The organism is Limimonas halophila (assembly GCF_900100655.1).
Lineage (GTDB): Bacteria > Pseudomonadota > Alphaproteobacteria > Kiloniellales > Rhodovibrionaceae > Limimonas > Limimonas halophila.
The window spans coordinates 581,169-597,557 of record NZ_FNCE01000001.1 but is presented as its reverse complement, the minus strand read 5'-3'; the positions used below and the strand labels follow the sequence as shown (position 1 = coordinate 597,557).

Annotated in this window: 11 protein-coding genes, 1 tRNA gene and 2 CRISPR repeat arrays (1 of these 14 cut by a window edge); of the genes, 4 read left to right on the top strand and 8 right to left on the bottom strand. The window is 66.9% G+C overall.

The features are described from left to right. Positions 1-42: 42 nt before the first annotated feature. The 5 genes from guaA to guaB all read right to left on the bottom strand — a co-directional run bounded on the left by guaA (position 43) and on the right by guaB (position 5,986). The gene (guaA, locus tag BLQ43_RS02740) at positions 43-1,596 is read right to left on the bottom strand and encodes a glutamine-hydrolyzing GMP synthase (RefSeq protein WP_090018567.1); all 1,554 of its coding nucleotides are present in this window, start codon (positions 1,594-1,596) and stop codon (positions 43-45) included. Between the two features lie 80 nt (positions 1,597-1,676). Next, the gene (locus tag BLQ43_RS02735; protein ID WP_090018566.1) at positions 1,677-2,234 is read right to left on the bottom strand and encodes a GNAT family N-acetyltransferase; all 558 of its coding nucleotides are present in this window, start codon (positions 2,232-2,234) and stop codon (positions 1,677-1,679) included. Next, a complete protein-coding gene (locus tag BLQ43_RS02730; protein WP_090018565.1) occupies positions 2,231-3,583 on the bottom strand; it encodes an RsmB/NOP family class I SAM-dependent RNA methyltransferase in 1,353 nt (450 codons plus the stop codon). The genes BLQ43_RS02735 and BLQ43_RS02730 overlap by 4 nt, the downstream gene beginning before the upstream one ends. A gap of 10 nt (positions 3,584-3,593) precedes the next feature. Beyond that, on the bottom strand, positions 3,594-4,514 hold the full coding sequence (locus BLQ43_RS02725; RefSeq protein ID WP_176758483.1) for a DUF2971 domain-containing protein: 921 nt from the start codon (positions 4,512-4,514) through the stop codon (positions 3,594-3,596). A gap of 14 nt (positions 4,515-4,528) precedes the next feature. After that, entirely contained in the window at positions 4,529-5,986 is a 1,458-nt protein-coding gene (gene guaB, locus BLQ43_RS02720; RefSeq protein WP_090018563.1) for an IMP dehydrogenase, read from the bottom strand. A gap of 177 nt (positions 5,987-6,163) precedes the next feature. Between guaB and BLQ43_RS02715 the strand changes: the two genes are divergently transcribed. Beyond that, positions 6,164-6,610, top strand: coding sequence for a host attachment protein (locus tag BLQ43_RS02715; RefSeq protein WP_090018562.1), 447 nt, complete (start codon positions 6,164-6,166; stop codon positions 6,608-6,610). A 177-nt stretch (positions 6,611-6,787) separates the two neighbouring features. Here BLQ43_RS02715 and BLQ43_RS02710 read toward each other — a convergent pair whose 3' ends face one another. Further along, positions 6,788-7,528 (bottom strand): RlmE family RNA methyltransferase, encoded by a 741-nt coding sequence (locus tag BLQ43_RS02710; protein WP_090018561.1) that lies wholly within the window; start codon positions 7,526-7,528, stop codon positions 6,788-6,790. Between the two features lie 298 nt (positions 7,529-7,826). Here BLQ43_RS02710 and BLQ43_RS02705 point away from each other — a divergent pair. The 3 genes from BLQ43_RS02705 to BLQ43_RS02690 all read left to right on the top strand — a co-directional run bounded on the left by BLQ43_RS02705 (position 7,827) and on the right by BLQ43_RS02690 (position 9,769). Further along, positions 7,827-7,900: transfer RNA gene (locus BLQ43_RS02705), tRNA-Gln, on the top strand. A gap of 135 nt (positions 7,901-8,035) precedes the next feature. Next, positions 8,036-9,235, top strand: coding sequence for a DUF6538 domain-containing protein (locus tag BLQ43_RS14245; protein WP_143006137.1), 1,200 nt, complete (start codon positions 8,036-8,038; stop codon positions 9,233-9,235). A 42-nt stretch (positions 9,236-9,277) separates the two neighbouring features. Beyond that, positions 9,278-9,769 carry a tyrosine-type recombinase/integrase gene (locus BLQ43_RS02690; protein WP_090018558.1) on the top strand — a complete coding sequence of 164 codons (492 nt, stop codon included), beginning with the start codon at positions 9,278-9,280 and terminating at the stop codon, positions 9,767-9,769. Between the two features lie 42 nt (positions 9,770-9,811). Further along, positions 9,812-10,742: a CRISPR direct-repeat array (repeat unit 28 nt; unit sequence CTTCTCAGCCGCCTACGCGGCGGCTCAC). Between the two features lie 171 nt (positions 10,743-10,913). On the opposite strand, the gene BLQ43_RS02685 is transcribed toward BLQ43_RS02690, so the two are convergent. Both BLQ43_RS02685 and cas1f read right to left on the bottom strand, forming a co-directional pair. Further along, a complete protein-coding gene (locus tag BLQ43_RS02685) occupies positions 10,914-14,252 on the bottom strand; it encodes a hypothetical protein (RefSeq protein WP_090018557.1) in 3,339 nt (1,112 codons plus the stop codon). Further along, the gene (gene cas1f / locus BLQ43_RS02680) at positions 14,243-15,175 is read right to left on the bottom strand and encodes a type I-F CRISPR-associated endonuclease Cas1f (RefSeq protein WP_176758482.1); all 933 of its coding nucleotides are present in this window, start codon (positions 15,173-15,175) and stop codon (positions 14,243-14,245) included. The genes BLQ43_RS02685 and cas1f overlap by 10 nt, the downstream gene beginning before the upstream one ends. Positions 15,176-15,304: 129 nt before the next feature. Then, positions 15,305-16,389: a CRISPR direct-repeat array (repeat unit 28 nt; unit sequence CTTCTCAGCCGCCTACGCGGCGGCTCAC); it runs 325 nt beyond the window's last position.

The window sequence follows — 16,389 nt, the reverse complement described above, 5'->3', positions numbered from 1 at the left end:
AATTTTTGTGAGAAATCTGTGAAACGAAATGTCGCGGTACACTTACTCCCATTCAATCGTTCCCGGCGGCTTGGACGTCACGTCGTAGACCACCCGGTTGATCCCGCGCACCTCGTTGATGATGCGCGTCGCGGTGCGGCTGAGGAAGTCGTGGGAGAACGCGTAGGTGTCCGCCGTCATGCCGTCCGTGGAGGTCACGGCGCGGAGCGCGCAGACGAACTCGTAGGAGCGCGCGTCGCCCATGACGCCCACGCTCTTCACCGGCAGCAGCACGGCGAAAGCCTGCCAGATCTCGTCGTACAGCCCGGCGCGGTCGATTTCGTCGAGGTAAATCCGGTCCGCCGCGCGCAGGATCTCGCACTGATCGCGGCTCACGCTGCCGGGAATGCGGATCGCCAGGCCCGGTCCGGGGAAGGGATGCCGGCCGACCATGGCCTCGGGCAGGCCCAGCTCGCGGCCGAGCGCGCGCACCTCGTCCTTGAACAGCTCGCGCAGCGGCTCGACGAGGTCCAGGTCCATGCGCTCCGGCAGGCCGCCGACGTTGTGGTGCGACTTGATCGTCGCCTGCGGCCCGCCCTTGGGCGAGACGGATTCCACCACGTCCGGGTAGAGCGTGCCCTGCACCAGGAAGTCCGCGCCGCCGAGCGCGCGCGCCTCTTCCTCAAAGACGTCGATGAAGGTGGTGCCGACGATGCGGCGCTTTTCCTCGGGGTCCGTGACGCCGTCGAGCTTATCCAGAAAGAGGTCGCTGGCGTCCCGGTTGACCAGCGGGATGTTGTAGTGGTGGCGGAACAGCTCGGTCACGCGCTCGCGTTCCCCGGCACGCAGCAGCCCGTGATCGACGAAGATGCAGGTGAGCTGCTCGCCCACGGCCTCGTGCACGAGCACCGCCGCCACGGCCGAGTCCACGCCGCCCGAAAGGCCGCAGATCACGCGGCGGTCGCCCACCTGTTCGCGGATGCGCGCGATCGCCTCCTCGCGGAAGGCGGCCATCGTCCAGTCGCCGTGGCACCCGGCCACCGAGCGGGTGAAGGCGCGCAGCAGATCCGCGCCGTCGGGGGTGTGGGCGACCTCCGGGTGGAACTGGAAGCCGTAGTAGCCGCGCGCGTCGTCGGCGATGGCGGCGCACGGCGCACCCTCGCTCTGCGCCACGACGCGGAAGCCGGACGGCGCCGCCACCACGCGGTCGCCGTGGCTCATCCAGACGCGCGGGGTGTCGCCGGGCGACCAGACGCCGTCGAAGAGGCGGCAGCCGTCCGTCACCGTCAGGTCGGCGCGGCCGAACTCCTGGTGATCGGCGCCTTCGACGTGACCGCCGAGCTGGTGAACCATCGCCTGCTGGCCGTAGCAGATGCCGAGCAGCGGCACGCCCAGCTCGAACACCACCTCGGGAATACGCGGCGCGTCGGCTTCCGCGACCGACGCCGGGCCGCCGGAGAGGATGATGCCGCGCGGTGCCCAGGCGCGGATGGCCTCGGGGTCGGCGGTGTAGGGCCAGATTTCGCAGTAGGTGCCGCTCTCGCGCACGCGGCGCGCGATCAGCTGCGTCACCTGGGAGCCGAAGTCGAGAATGAGGATGCGGTCGTGCGTCGCCATGCCGGGATTCCGCTGCCTGATGGTGCGCGGAAGCTAGAGGCATGGGCCGCCGGGAACAAGGCGGCGTGCCGAGCGTTGGGTCAGCCGCGCATCTGTGCCAGCCAGCCCGCGAGGTCGGGCCAGGCGTAGGCGGTTTCGCGCAGGGGCTCGCCGGCGAAGGGGGTGCGGCGGTGGGCGACGGCCTGCCCGCCCATGTGCTCGTAGAAGAAGCGCGCCGGGTTCTCGGCCAGCACCCAGACCACGGCGGTCTTTCCGCCCTCCTTGTGCACCCGCGCCAGGAGGTCGGCGAACAGCTGCCCGCCGGTCCCCTCCCCCTGCCAGTCCGGGCTGACGTAGAGGGTGTAGACCTCGCCGCCGTAGCCCAGCCGCGAGGTGCGCTCGGGCCCGCAGGAGCCGAAGGCGACGATGCGGCGGCGTTCGCCGCGCGGGTGCGCCTCGGCGACGAGCACGGTCTCGATGTTGTTGGGGTCGTCCAGAATCGCGCGCCAGTGCTGAAGCACGCGCGGCACGGTCATGTTCACCAGGTAACTGTCGGGCACGATGCCCGCGTAGGCGGCCTGCCACGTCTCCACGTGAATGCCCGCGATGGCGCGTGCGTCCGCCGGCGTCGCGGTTCGCACGCGCACGGCCGTCTTCATGCCGCCTCCCGGCGTTCCAGCACCGCGATGTAGAAGCCGTCGGTCCCCGTCCGCGCCGGAGTCAGCGTGAGGTCGGGGCCGCTGCCGGGGCAAGCCCCACCGATGGTCTCAGCCCAAACGTGCTCGACGGGAAGCGGCACGAAGCCGGGATGGCGCTCGCGGAAGGCGGCGACGCGGTCGCCGTTCTCCTCCGGCAGCAGGGAGCAGGTGGCGTAGACCAGCCGCCCGCCCGGCCGCACCAGCGGCGCCGCCTGATCGAGGATGAGATCCTGCAGGTCGGTGTGGTTGGCGAGCGCCTTCTGCGTCAGCTTCCAGCGCGCATCGGGCTGGCGGCGCCAGGCGCCCACGCCGGAACACGGCGCGTCCACCAGCACGCGGTCGAAGGCTTCGGCGTTCGCGTCCAACCAGGGATCGCGCTCGTCCGCGAGCACGCGGCGCTCGACGGTGTGGGCCCCGGCCCGGGCCAGCCGGGGCCCGGCGCGGCCCAGGCGCTCGGCGTCGATGTCGAGCGCGACGAGGCGGCCACGGTCGTCCATGTCGCCGGCGAGCGCCAGCGTCTTGCCGCCCGCCCCGGCGCAGATGTCGCACACCGCCATGTCGGGCGCGGCGCCGACGAGCGCGGCGGCGATCTGCGAGGCCTCGTCCTGGACCTCCACCTGGCCGTCGCGGAAGGGCGCGCTGTTGGTCACGGCGCGGCGGCCGGCAAGGCGCACACCGTTCGGGGCGTAGGGCGTGGGCGCGGCGTCCATGCCGTGCTCGGCTAGCGCGGCCGTGACGGCCTCGCGGCTGGGTTCGATCAGCGGGTTCACGCGCAGATCGACCGGGGCTTCCTGGTTGAGCGCGGCGAGTTCGCGTTCGAGGTGGTCGCCGAAGACGCGCTCGAACGACGGAATCAGCCACGCCGGCACCTCCACGCGCACCCATAGCGGCTGCTCAGCGTGGGTGAGCGGCTGCCCCGCCAGCGCGTCCACGAGCGCGCGCTCGTCGGGTTCCAGGGAACCGGGGTGATACTGCCCGCCGTCGCACAGCCCGGCGACATCCTCGGGGGCCATGCCGTCGATCAGCACCAGCGCCGCCAGCACCAGATGGCGCGGCCCGGCCGCCGCCGTCTCGGCGCGGCGCTCGGCCTCGTCGCGGGATTCACCGCCCGCGCGGGCGACCCACCAGTTCAGCCGCGCCCGCGCCCGCAGCGCGGCGAACACGCGGTCCATCACCGCCCGCCGGTCCTTGGAGCCCATGAAGCGGCGGGCGCGCGTGTACTCCTGAACGACCGTGTCGGCGGGCCGCTGAAGCGCCTCGATCTGGCCGAGCAGCTCGATGACGGCGGCGATGCGGGCGGCGGGGGTCATTTAGGTGCGCTCAATCTCTCCGATATGGAATACGAGATGAATATACACCTACATTTTTTAAATTCATTTCATTAAGTAAGTATGCCACGCCAAGAAATGCAAGATTGGCATTATTGCTCGGACCAACGATTATATGTTGAATCGCTTTCTCAACATCACTCATGTAATGCTCATAGAATGGAATTAATATATCATTTGATATTCTTGTCTGTATGTTGTCATAACCAGGTATCGTAAGTTTAGCGGCCCGCCACTCTTGCTCAATTTCAAAGTTTGGATCTTTAAATGCCAGCGCAAGACAGTAAAATGCCATAAATAATTTTCGGTATATAAAAAGATTCTCATTTATATCCTCCAGAGATATTTTTGATCTCTGAAATTCTTGCATAGCTCGATGAATGACCTTTTCCAATATACTCTTTTGCTGTTCTGCATTATAAAGAACTTTAAATATCATCACATTGTCTTCATTTATCAGGAAGTTTGTATCAAACCCAATTGAATATCCAATTTTACCCTTTCCATAACCATGCCATTGACTCAACAAATCAGGATCTTCGCAAAACGACACTGTCATTGGTGTGAAAACGCGAATATGCCGTGATAAATTATCTCTTAGAAAAGCAGCGAATTCTCGTGCACTTTTGTCTAATGTATTATCATTTTCTTTTTCTGAAAGAATTTCTTTCGCAATGTCCAATCCATGAAATATTTCATTGCTATCATTTAAAAACAAATTATCTGTTAGCCACAGCGACTGCGATTTTAATATACCTTTCAGCCCATTTGCATCGGTGTAATGAAATAGTTTTGGTCGAAACTCCCTCTCAGAGTAATTCAGTATATCTAACAACGACGTTCGGAAAGTTTCATTAAAAAAATCCTTTTCGTCTTCTTTTTCTTCTGCGTCAAGACGCGTGCCAGAACTCATCTTGCCAAAAACCTTCATCCCACCCGATAGTTCGGCGCCTCGCGTGTAATCGAGACGTCGTGCGCGTGGCTCTCGCGGATGCCGGCGTTGGTGATCTGCTGGAAGCGCACGTTCGCGTGCATTTCCGGGATCGTGGGGTTGCCGGTGTAGCCCATTGCCGCGCGGATGCCGCCGGTGAGCTGGTGGATCACCGTGCCGGCCGGACCCTTGTAGGGCACCTGCCCCTCGATCCCCTCGGGCACGTACTTGAGCGTGTCCGCGACCTCCGCCTGGAAGTAGCGGTCGGCGGAGCCGCGCGCCATCGCGCCCACCGAGCCCATGCCGCGGTACGCCTTGTAGGAGCGCCCCTGGTAGAGGAAGACCTCGCCCGGGCTCTCGTCCGTGCCCGCCAGCAGCGAGCCGATCATGCAGGAATCCGCGCCGATGGCGATGGCCTTCGCGGCGTCGCCGGAATAGCGGATGCCGCCGTCGGAGATCACCGGCGTGCCGGCGTCGTGGCAGACCTGCACGGTGTTGGTCAGCGCGGTGAGCTGGGGCACGCCCACGCCCGCGACGATGCGCGTGGTGCAGATCGAGCCCGGCCCGATGCCGACCTTCACCGCGTCCGCGCCCGCGTCGATCAAGGCCCTGGCGCCGTCGCCCGTGGCGACGTTGCCGCCCACGACCTGCACCCGGTTGGACAGGCGCTTGATCTCGCGCACCGCCTCGATGACGCCCCTGGAGTGGCCGTGCGCCGTGTCCACCACGACCACGTCGGCCTCGGCGTCCACCAGCGCCTCGGCGCGCTTGAGCCCGTCGGTGCCGACGCCGGTGGCGGCGGCGACGCGCAGGCGGCCCTTCTCGTCCTTGCAGGCGTTGGGGTGCGCGCTGGCCTTTTCGATGTCCTTCACCGTGATCAGGCCGGTGCAGCGCCCGCCGTCGTCCACCACCAGCAGCTTCTCGATGCGGTTCTGATGCAGCAGCGCCTTGGCGTCCTCGCGCGAGACGGTGTCCTTCACCGTTACCAGGCCGTCGCTGGTCATCAGCTCGCTGACGGGCTGGCGGCGGTCCTTGGCGAAGCGCACGTCTCGGTTGGTGAGGATGCCCACGAGGCGGCCGCCGTTCTCCGTCACCGGAATGCCGGAGATGCCGTGGCGGTCCATCAGCTCCAGCGCGCGGGCCAGCGGATCGGTGGGCTGGATGGTGACGGGGTTCACCACCATCCCGCTCTCGTACTTCTTGACCGCGCGCACCTCGTCGGCCTGCGCCGCCGGGTCGAGGTTCTTGTGAACCACCCCGATGCCGCCGGCCTGGGCCATGGCGATGGCAAGCCCGCGTTCGGTGACGGTGTCCATCGCCGCGGAGACGAGCGGGATGCCGAGTTCGATCTCGCGCGTGAAACGCGTGCGCGTGTCGGCGTCGTTGGGTGCGACGGCGGACTCCGCCGGCTCGATCAGGACGTCGTCGAAGGTCAGCGCGGTGCGCAGATCCATGGAAGAACCACCCGTGGCGCAATCAGGAAGCCCCGGCCCATCGCAAGACCGGGTGCGGTATCATACATCCCGAGGTGGGCCAGCCAAGGGCGCTCGGCCCGCCAGTCCGGCCACGACCTCGCTGGGACCGATATGTGAGTCAGCGGCCTGGATAACGCAACAACCGGAGGGACGCTCATGAAGCCCGTGCATACCTGGATCGTCGTAGCCGACGGCGCCCGCGCCCGCTTCCTGCTGCACAAGGGCATCGGCAAGGGCCTTGGGCGTGCGATGGACCACGACATGGCGAACGAACTGCTGCCCAATCGCGAGATCGTCAGCGACGACAGCGGGCGCAACGCCGACCCCGGGGGCGGGTCCAGCCGCGTCGAGCCGACGGTGGACTACCACGAATTCGAGAAGGAGCGTTTCTCCAACCAGGTCGCGCGCGTCATCAACAAGGCGCGGGCGCAGAACCAGTTCGACCGGTTGGTGCTGGTCGCCCCGCCCAAGACGCTGGGCTACTTGCGGGAAGAACTGGACAAGCACAGCCGTGAGCTCGTCTACGGCGAGCTGCACAAGGATCTGACCAACATCCGCACGGACGAGCTGGAACAGCACCTAGGCGAGGTGATGGCCGTTTGATCCCGCCAAGCAATTGAGGTGACTCTGGTTTGGTGACGCTCGCACACCCCTCTGACGTGCGCGCAAAAGCCATCTCCCCCTTCTCCTTCAGGAGAAGGGGGAGATTATAGAGGGGGTTGAGGCTGACACGTTCATCCAGTTTACGGCAGAATTGACCAGGAGCATGGCTCCGGCATTTCAGCGTACAGTGTCGGGATCCGGCGTTTCGTCTTCGCTCGCCGCCGGCCGGAAGCCTGTGGCGACGACGTAGACCTCCGGCGATTCGCCGCGCGAGGCCGGCGGCTTCATGTGGCGCACGCGGTCGAAGCCGTGCTTTAGGCGGTCCGTGACCGCGTCGCTGCCGCCCGTCTGGTAGAGCTTGGCGACGAACGCCCCGCCCGGCGCCAGCACGGATTCCGCCAGGTCCAGCGCCGCCTCCGCCACGGCTTCGACGCGCAGGCGGTCGGTGCGCTTGTGGCCCGTCGTGTTGGGCGCCATGTCCGAGAGCACGACATCGGCGGCACCGCCAAGCGCCTCGCGCAGCCGCTGGGGCATCTCGGGGTCGTAGACGTCGCCCTGAATCAGCGTGGCGCCCGCCAGCGGCTCCACCTCCAAGAGGTCGAGGCCGATCACGACGCCCTTGCCGCCCACGCGCTCGCGGGCGACCTGGCACCAGCTGCCGGGGGCCGCGCCCAGGTCGAGCACACGCCCGCCCCGGCGCAGAAAGCCGAACTTGTCGTCCAGTTCCAGCAGCTTGAACGCTGCGCGGGCGCGGTAGCCCTCGCGCTGGGCGGCGGCCACGTAGGGGTCGTTCAGGTGGCGCTCCAGCCACTGGCGCGAACCGCTGGTGCGCCCGCCCTTGGCCCGGATGCGCTCTCCGCCGCCGTGCGGCTGGCGGGTGCGGCGGCGCTGGCGCCGGATGCGATCGTTTCCGCTCATCGTGGCCGTGCCCCGGATTCGTGTGGCGTTCGCGCGGCGACCCGCGGTGCGATTCGTCGGTTTGGCGCACCCGCGTCGCCCCGTCCGGCACCGATGAACACCACCGCGCGGCCCGCGATTCAAGCCGATTCCCGCCCGCGCGGGGCCGCGCTACCCCCTCTGCGCGGGACGATCAGCGCCCGTGTGCGGGCCGATCGGCATCGATGCGGCAGACAGGGCTTGCATCCCACCCCCGACCTGCCCTACATCCGGGGCCACGCGGCGACGGGCCGCGGCGCACAATCGAAGACGCGCCTGCTGGGGGATAGTTTAGCGGTAGAACGCCTGGCTCTGGACCAGGTAGCCCAGGTTCGAATCCTGGTCCCCCAGCCATTTTGTGTCCAAGTTTCCCAGACACTTAGCTTTTTCCGCTTTCCCAACTGATCGAACGCCGCCGGATCGCAGTTCCGGTCCACACAGGCGGTCCACACGCGCGCTTCCGGGCCGTCCGGCCCAAGGCGGTGCTTGATGGCGCGCGCCCGCTACCTGCGCCTGGATCAGGGCCGGTGGATTTGGCGCCGGCGGGTTCCAAAAAACCTCGTTGCAGTTCTCGGAAAAACAGAGATAATTCGTTCGATTGGCAGCGTGCCCAAAGCTGATGCCCGCAAACAGGCACGCCAACTCACTGTCGCGAGTGATCATCTGTTCGCCATGCTGCAGCGTCGCACTGATTTGGACGAATATGAAATCCAAGATTTGGCAGAATACTGGTTCAATCAATACCTTGGTGAACTTGAAAAGAGACGGCGTGCATATAAACCAGATGACTATGAGGAACACCAAAAATTATTAGAAAAAATAGACAAATCTGCCGATGGTGCAATGGAAATGATCGTCTTGAATGACATCGAATGCACCCGGGAAACAGTTCAGTGGCTGCTGGAACAAAACGGGCTCGACCTGCCGGCCGACAGCCAATCGTTCCGTGAGCTGCAGCATGCGGTTCTTAGGGCGTTCGCCGAAGCCCATCGCATCAATGCGGCGCGTTATCGCGGCAACTACGCGGTTCGGCCCCAAGATCCGCTGCTTGCTCGTGCGTTTTCGTCTGAACCCCGCGCCCGCCGTCAGCCGAAACCTGCTGCAGCACAGTTCTCGGACCTGTGGCAGCGCTACGTTGATGGGAAGATCAAGGCTGGCGACTGGGGACACGACATGCAGCGCGAAAACCGGATGTCCCAGTCCCTCTTTACCGAAATCGCCGGCGACCGCCCCATCGACGCGTACGAGCGCAGCCAAATCTCCGATTTCGTCAACGTGCTACAACACCTGCCGGCGATGCGCGGCAAAGATCCGCGCTTCAAGGGGAAGACGTCGGCGGACTTGGTGCAAATGACCAAGGCTGACCCGACAATCAAGACGATGCAATCGAAGACGGTCAAAAAGCATTTCTCCAACATCAGCTCTTTCTTCGGCTGGTGCGTCCGCCAAGGCCAGCTTCCCAGTAACCCGGCGGAGGGCGTATATCAACTCAAGCGCACCAAGCGCCGCCAGGACGAGCGCGCGGCTTGGACGAATGCTGACCTGAAGACATGGTTCACGTGCCCCATCTACCAGGGATCGCAGCCGCAACACCGGCTGAAACGCGGACAAGAGGTGCGACGCGACGCCTTGTATTGGCTGCCCATCCTGGCCGTGTTTCATGCGCTGCGGCTGGAAGAGGGTGCCTAGCTTCGCGTCGAGGACGTTCAGTCGGCTGAGGGGATCTGGTTCATGCACATTCATGCAACGCCGGACGAAGATCCCGGCCCGGCGCGGAAGGTGAAGAGTGCAGCCGGCTGGCGACGCATTCCCATCCACGAAACGGTGCTCGCCCTCGGATTTCTCGACCACGTCGAGCAACAACGCCTGAAGGGCGAGAGACGGGTGTTTCCGGAGTTGAAGCCGGGCGGCACAGCACAACGCTATGGGTACAAAGTCAGCAAGGACTTCAGCCGCTACGCGCACCAACTCGATCTTGCCGGCGCCACGTTCCACGGCCTGCGCCATACCGCGATCACGGCGCTTGCCAGGGCGGAGGTCTATCCGGACACCATCAATCGGCTCAACGGCCATGAAATCTCCGGTGAGCGTGGGCGCTACGTCAAAGACATCCCGCTTCCCCAGCTCCAGGCAGCCATCAACGCGATCGCGTACGACGGAATCGACGCGGACCTGATCGCGGGCGCGCGCGGGGCGTCAAAACGGCGCCCGACGCCCTCCTAGAGTTCGCCCCGCACCGACCCGGGGACGAGCCGCCGGCAAGCAGGGCCGAGCCGCCTACGCGGCGGCTCACGCCGTGGCGTTTCCCTGGACGCTCACCAGCTACTTCTCAGCCACCTACGCGGCGGCTCACGCGGTGTGTTACCTGCCGATCGGGATGATGAACTTCTCAGCCGCCTACGCGGCGGCTCACGGATATGGGAAATCTTGGGACGTGTGGGAGTGCTTCTCAGCCGCCTACGCGGCGGCTCACGCCATAGTCGCTCGTGCCAGCGCTCTTCCGTCCTTCTCAGCCGCCTACGCGGCGGCTCACCCGCGCACCAGCCGGCGACGGCGAGCGACACGCTTCTCAGCCGCCTACGCGGCGGCTCACGAAGGACGATGTTCGGTGCGCCCTGCTCTCCGTGCTTCTCAGCCGCCTACGCGGCGGCTCACGCGCTGGACCATGCTCAGGCTCTTGTGGCCGACTTCTCAGCCGCCTACGCGGCGGCTCACTGCGGCTCTCGGGCATGCTTATCCGGCGCGGACTTCTCAGCCGCCTACGCGGCGGCTCACACCAACGTCCATAGTGGTTACCACCCGAGCTTCTTCTCAGCCGCCTACGCGGCGGCTCACTCCGTGCCGTAGCGCTCGCGCAGGATGCGGATCTTCTCAGCCGCCTACGCGGCGGCTCACGCGCACCCGCATCGCCGACCGCGCGGACGCCCGCTTCTCAGCCGCCTACGCGGCGGCTCACTTGCGCTGCCGGGCCGTCTTGGCCGGCGCGTTCTTCTCAGCCGCCTACGCGGCGGCTCACGTGTGCCGACCGACACGGTGTGCCGCATCGAACTTCTCAGCCGCCTACGCGGCGGCTCACGCTCGCGCGGCCGGTTCAAATGGTCGGGTTGTCTTCTCAGCCGCCTACGCGGCGGCTCACACACGCTGCGGAAGTGGCGACAGTCCGGTGAGCTTCTCAGCCGCCTACGCGGCGGCTCACGCAAAATCATGCCCGTATGCCGGGGACATGGGCCGCATAGCCAGGGCAACCTTTCGATTCCGGCGGGGCTAGCCCATCCCCCTGATCGATCCGAATTTTCCAAGAGCGCTCGCGCGACGAAGGTACACGATCCCAACCCCGAAGCCCACCGGCGGTGGCAGAAACGAACCTCTACGCGCCTCGAACGCGATCCGCGCCAAAAAGAACCTCGTGTTCGATCCGCGCCGAAGCCGGGCGCTGACCGACCAGATCGCCTGGGGCCGTGAACGCGAGCAGCTTCCGGCAGACGGTGGTGCGCGCCTCCCCCGGAAAGGTGCGCTGCATGGCCGAGAAGGCACGATCCAGGTCCAGATCGAGGAGCGGCCACACGGCCTCGGCGAATGGCGTTTCGGCGTCCTCGACCACATTCGTGTGCGGTGGCGCTTTGGCGTCGTCGTCCGACACCACGCGCCACGCTCGCTCCGCGCCCGGTTCCAGATCGAGGAAGAAGGCGGTTTCGACGTCAGAAAGCCGGAAGGGCTGATGGCGCGGCATCCAGGCGCTGAACGGCAGGTCCGGGTCGGTGGCGAAGCGCGCCGCCCTGAACGAACCGGTTTCCAGAAAGCTTCGCAGGAGCCGATGTTCGGCTTGCGGAAGCTCGCCGACGCCGTCCCAGGGATCGAGCAGCCAGAACCGCCCGTCGATGCGCGTGCGAAGCGCTTGGACGTCGATCAGCTCGTCGATCTTCGCGCTGCTCAGTTTCGCAGGCGTCGCGCCCTTCACGCCCTCGCGGAACGGCGTTTCGACACCCGGCCGTTGGTAATGAGGCGACTGGTCGCCACGGGCGTACGACATCGGCGTCTGCAGGATCGCGATGTTCGGCGCGTCCGGCACCACGTCGCGGTGGCGTCCCACGCGCCCGGCGAGCTGGATGATCGAGCGCGTGGACGAGGGTTCGAGCACGGCATAATCGAAGTCGTGGTCGCGGCCCGTTTCCTCGACCGGCGTGGCGACCACCAGGACCATCACCTCGCCCACGCCACGCGCCTTCGCAGTGTCGATCAGCGCCTGCACGCGGGGATGCCGGGCCGGGGCTGTCGCGCCGTTCGGGCCCTTCCGAACCAGCATTTCGTCAAGCATGCGCTCTGTGTGGAAGCGCACGAGGCCGAGCAGCCGGGCGTGATAGCACGCCACGCCCACAATGGTGTCGGGCACCCCTGAGCGCGCGAGGTGACGCGCCAGATCGCGGCAGGTGCGCACGTTCGCCACACGCACGACGCCGACGGAAACGCGCACCCCATCGTCGATCACCTGCGCGTGCCGGTGGTGCATGCGCCGGGCGGCAGCGATCATGGCGTCGAACGCCGCAGTTTCACCGGGCTCGTCCGGCGTGACGATCTCGGCGAAGCGCCTCGCCGGCGCTTGCTGATGCTGCTGCACGAAGCGCTCGGTAATCGCGCGGTGGCGCTCGCCAAACCGCTCCGGCTCCACCGCCTCGACGGTCGTGAGGGCCGGATCGTCGGTGAGCCAGGCCGTCAGCACATGATCGGCCCCGCCCGTCAACGCGGCATGCGCGCTGTAGCCGGCGGCATAGGCGCGGTGGAAGGCGCGGGCGATCTCCGGCGGCGTGGTCGCCGAGGCCAGCACCACCGCGCGGCCGAACACCCCGGCCAGATACACCAGCCGCAGGATCGCGGCATCGTCGACGGCATCGTAAGCGTCGATCTCATCCAGGATCAGGTCGCTGGTGGCGAGGCGCAGCATGGCGTGGAGGTACCGGCTGCTGCGCGCATCGGCGGCGGCCATGAGCTGGTCCACGGTGGCGGCCACGACCGGCGTGCGCAGCAGGCGATCCGCGCGCTCCCGGCCCCACGCACCCTGGAGCGCCGTTTCCACGGTGCGCGGCAGCGCGCGGTCCGGATCACCTCCCGGATCGCCGCCGAGTTCGGCCAGTTCGGCGTCGTCGAGCTCGCGGTCGTCGGCATCGTCCAGCGCAGCCGCGCGCCCTGCCCCACCGGCCACGACCAGATCGTCAACGGCTGGCGCCTCGGCGTTGGTGCCGGCGCGATCGCCGCCACCCGTCCGGTCGAGGTCATGCAGCCGACGCGCCGTTTCATCGCCGATGATGGTGGCAACGTCGGCGGACGCGAAGCCGACTTCGCCCGTATAGGCCGTGCCGGACTGAAGCGTCAGGGAGCGCAGCCCCAACCCGAGCACGAACCGGCAGCGCCCCGTGGCCGCGTGCAAGGCAGCGGGGGCGCCACGGGTCTTGCCGCCTCCGGTCGGCACGATCGCCACGCCGAAAAAGCCGGCCCCACGGGCCTCGTGGCCGCGCAAGCGCTCCACGGCATCTCCCTGCCAGGCGAAGCGGCCGGCGCACGGCGGTTCCGTGAGCGCCTCTGGCAGCGCGTCCGGCGTCACACGGGGAAAGGCGTGCTGCGAGCGCTGGAGCATGAGCGCATGGGCGCGCGTGCGATGGGCAACGGCCTTGAGGTGGTCGATCAACGGCTCGGCGAGCGCGCCCGGCCGCTCGGGCGCCGAGGAGGTGTTGGCGAAGAGCCCGCCGTCGTCGTCGCTCACCCGCTGCTGGCCGCGCGCCGAGGCGTCCTGGTCGCCCAGCATCAGACACAGCCGGCCGTACGCGTAGGCCGTGTCGGGCGTGAGCGCTGTCGGCGCTGCGAAGGCATCGCGCAGCTCGGTCGCGGCGCGCTGGAGACGACGCTGGAAGCGGTCGTCGCGAAAAACGCTGGACGCATTGGCATGGGCGGCTTCACGGGCGCGGTGAGGCCCCGGGGAAGCATCGCTGCGAACATGCGCTCGCGTGTGGAAAGAGACAGCGTTGCTTGTCAGCTCGGCTTCGAGCAGGCGGTGGTGAACGGCGATCAGCAGCACCACCGCCGAGACCGCCGGCCGGCTGCCATCCCAATGCAGCTCGGGAAGGGGGTCGCCGGGCGAAAGCCGCGCCGCCCGAGCGGCAGCGCGATCGTACGCCGCCTCCAGCGTGGCCGCGTCCGGCCCGCCGGCCAGTCCGCGCCAGAGGGCGTCGCCGTCATCGAACGCGCGGCTCATCTCGATCAGGAAGAGCGTCGAGATCAGCTCGTGACGCACGGCCCCGGTGTTTTCGCCAGTTTTGCGCAAGGCGCGCTGAAACTGATGCGCCGATTTGCCGACGTCGTGCAGCAGCGCGGCCATCTCCAGGCACGCCTTGAGCTGGCGGAATCCGGGCATGGCGGTACGGCTGGGCTTGCGGCGCTGGCGCACGTTGATGGCGTACTGCCCGCGCCGGCCGAAGCGATGGCGCGAGCCGATGTGGAAGACCGGTGCGCCGTTGTTGCGGCCCGACACGAAGCAGGCCACGGCCGTGTTCCGGCTGGCGCGGGCTCGCAACGCGCCGGCCACGGTGCGCAGGGCCTCGTTGGAGAGAAAGCCGGTCCAGGTCGCCTGGGCGACGCGCGGGAGGTAGCGGTCGAGGACGCGTTCAACGCGCCGGCGCGCGTCGCGAACGGACTCGTCCACGAAGGTCACGCGCATTCGCCGGCCTCGATCATGCGGTCGATGTTGGTGAAGACGTGCTTCATGGCGCGCTGCTCGTCGAAGGCGTCAATGAGGCGGGCGCGGAACTCCTGTTCCCGTCCGTCTTTCGGCCCTTTGCGCGCCACCTCGCCCGCGACGGGCAGGACGAACGCATCCTTGAAGGTATCGGCCACATCGAAGACCAGCCCGCCTGCGCGCGACTGCCCGTGTAGCGCCGACAGGCCGGCCGGAATGCCGTGGGCCCAGAGGCCCACTGCGGCGAGCCCGTAGGCGAGGTAGTTGCCCTGGTCGATGAATTCGTTCAGCAAGCGCGCGCGTTCGTCGGGCTGCCGCTCGCCGGCGCGTCCGCCCGGATCGCGCTTGAAGCGGGGAATGCCGAAGATCTCGCCGGCGACGTGCTTATAGAGATCCTTGCAGAAGCGCCCCTCCTGCCCCATGAGCGTGTCGACATCGCCCGCGTTGCCCACGTTGCGGCGATACTTCGCCAGCACGTCGGCGATTGCTTCGGTTTCGAAGACCCTGGAGACGCGTTCCGGGATGTTTTCCAGGCTGGCAACGCGCCGGTCCTGGATTTCACGCGCGGCAGCCAAGCGGGCGTCTTCCCTGGGCTGAACGGCGATCCAACGGTGCAGGCGGTCGGTCGGGCGGTAGATCGCGTAGGACGCCATCAACAACGGCGCCCCGCCCGTGCCCGTGAAGCCCACGACCACGCCCTCGTCGGCGAGTTGCCGCGCGGCTGGCTGGGTGAGCGAGGTGCCCTGCCCCAGCAGCAGGAACGCCAGGTTGGCGTGGGGAACGTTGAACGTGCGCTCGACCGTTTCGTCTACTGTGTCGCACACGACGCGCTCGTCATCCACGCGAACGTGTGCCCGCTCCAGCAGGAGCGCGCTCTGCCGATCCGTATGGAGCAAGCGGGTCATCGCCATGATGCGGTCGAGGCAACCGGAGACAGGGCGGCGATGCAACCCGGACATGCGCCAACGCTTCCGCCTGCACGGCGGGTTACCGCACGTCATTGATCCCAAGAATGGTCTGAAACGCCCCGCTGTTTTCCCAGCCGCCTACTCGGCGGCTCACTCCGTCAGCGCGACGACGAGGCGCTCGATGTACTTCTCAGCCGCCTACGCGGCGGCTCACAAAACGCGGTTCGATCTGGACCTTGGCAAAAACTTCTCAGCCGCCTACGCGGCGGCTCACGGCGCTGCCCCGGCCTGCACCACGCGCTCGCTCTTCTCAGCCGCCTACGCGGCGGCTCACGATCATCCGCCAGCAGCACGAGGCCTTTCCCACTTCTCAGCCGCCTACGCGGCGGCTCACCGCGTCGTCCGCTCAGCGACGCATCGCGAGATCTTCTCAGCCGCCTACGCGGCGGCTCAGGCGGCCAATCCCGACGTGGATGCGATGATCGACTTCTCAGCCGCCTACGCGGCGGCTCACGACGAGGCGGCCCGGCTGGCAGGCAAGAGCAACTTCTCAGCCGCCTACGCGGCGGCTCACTCACTATATAACCATCGCGGGTACGCGCCAGGCTTCTCAGCCGCCTACGCGGCGGCTCACAGCATGCGCCCGGACGACGTGGCGCGGGTGCTCTTCTCAGCCGCCTACGCGGCGGCTCACGGACAGTCTAGGACATTATTTGCACTGTCGTACTTCTCAGCCGCCTACGCGGCGGCTCACGCCGAGCGGCTGTTCACGATGCTCGCGCTGGACTTCTCAGCCGCCTACGCGGCGGCTCACGGGTTCCGTTGTGTTCTCGCGGACCCGCCGTGCTTCTCAGCCGCCTACGCGGCGGCTCACACGCTGGCACGCGTGCGCAATCAGGCGGCCGAACTTCTCAGCCGCCTACGCGGCGGCTCACGGGCGACGTGATCCCGCTTGCGGCGGCGGAATCTTCTCAGCCGCCTACGCGGCGGCTCACTTGGCCGCTTCGCTGCGAGCTTGTGTAGAGAGCTTCTCAGCCGCCTACGCGGCGGCTCACACGTTCTCGTTGACAGCGTCACCACCGGAGAACTTCTCAGCCGCCTACGCGGCGGCTCACAGCCAGCAGCGGCCGGTCCACGGCGCGGGCGACTTCTCAGCCGCCTACGCGGCGGCTCACGAGGTGGCGGCCGCGGATCGCTTCGACGTGGTCTTC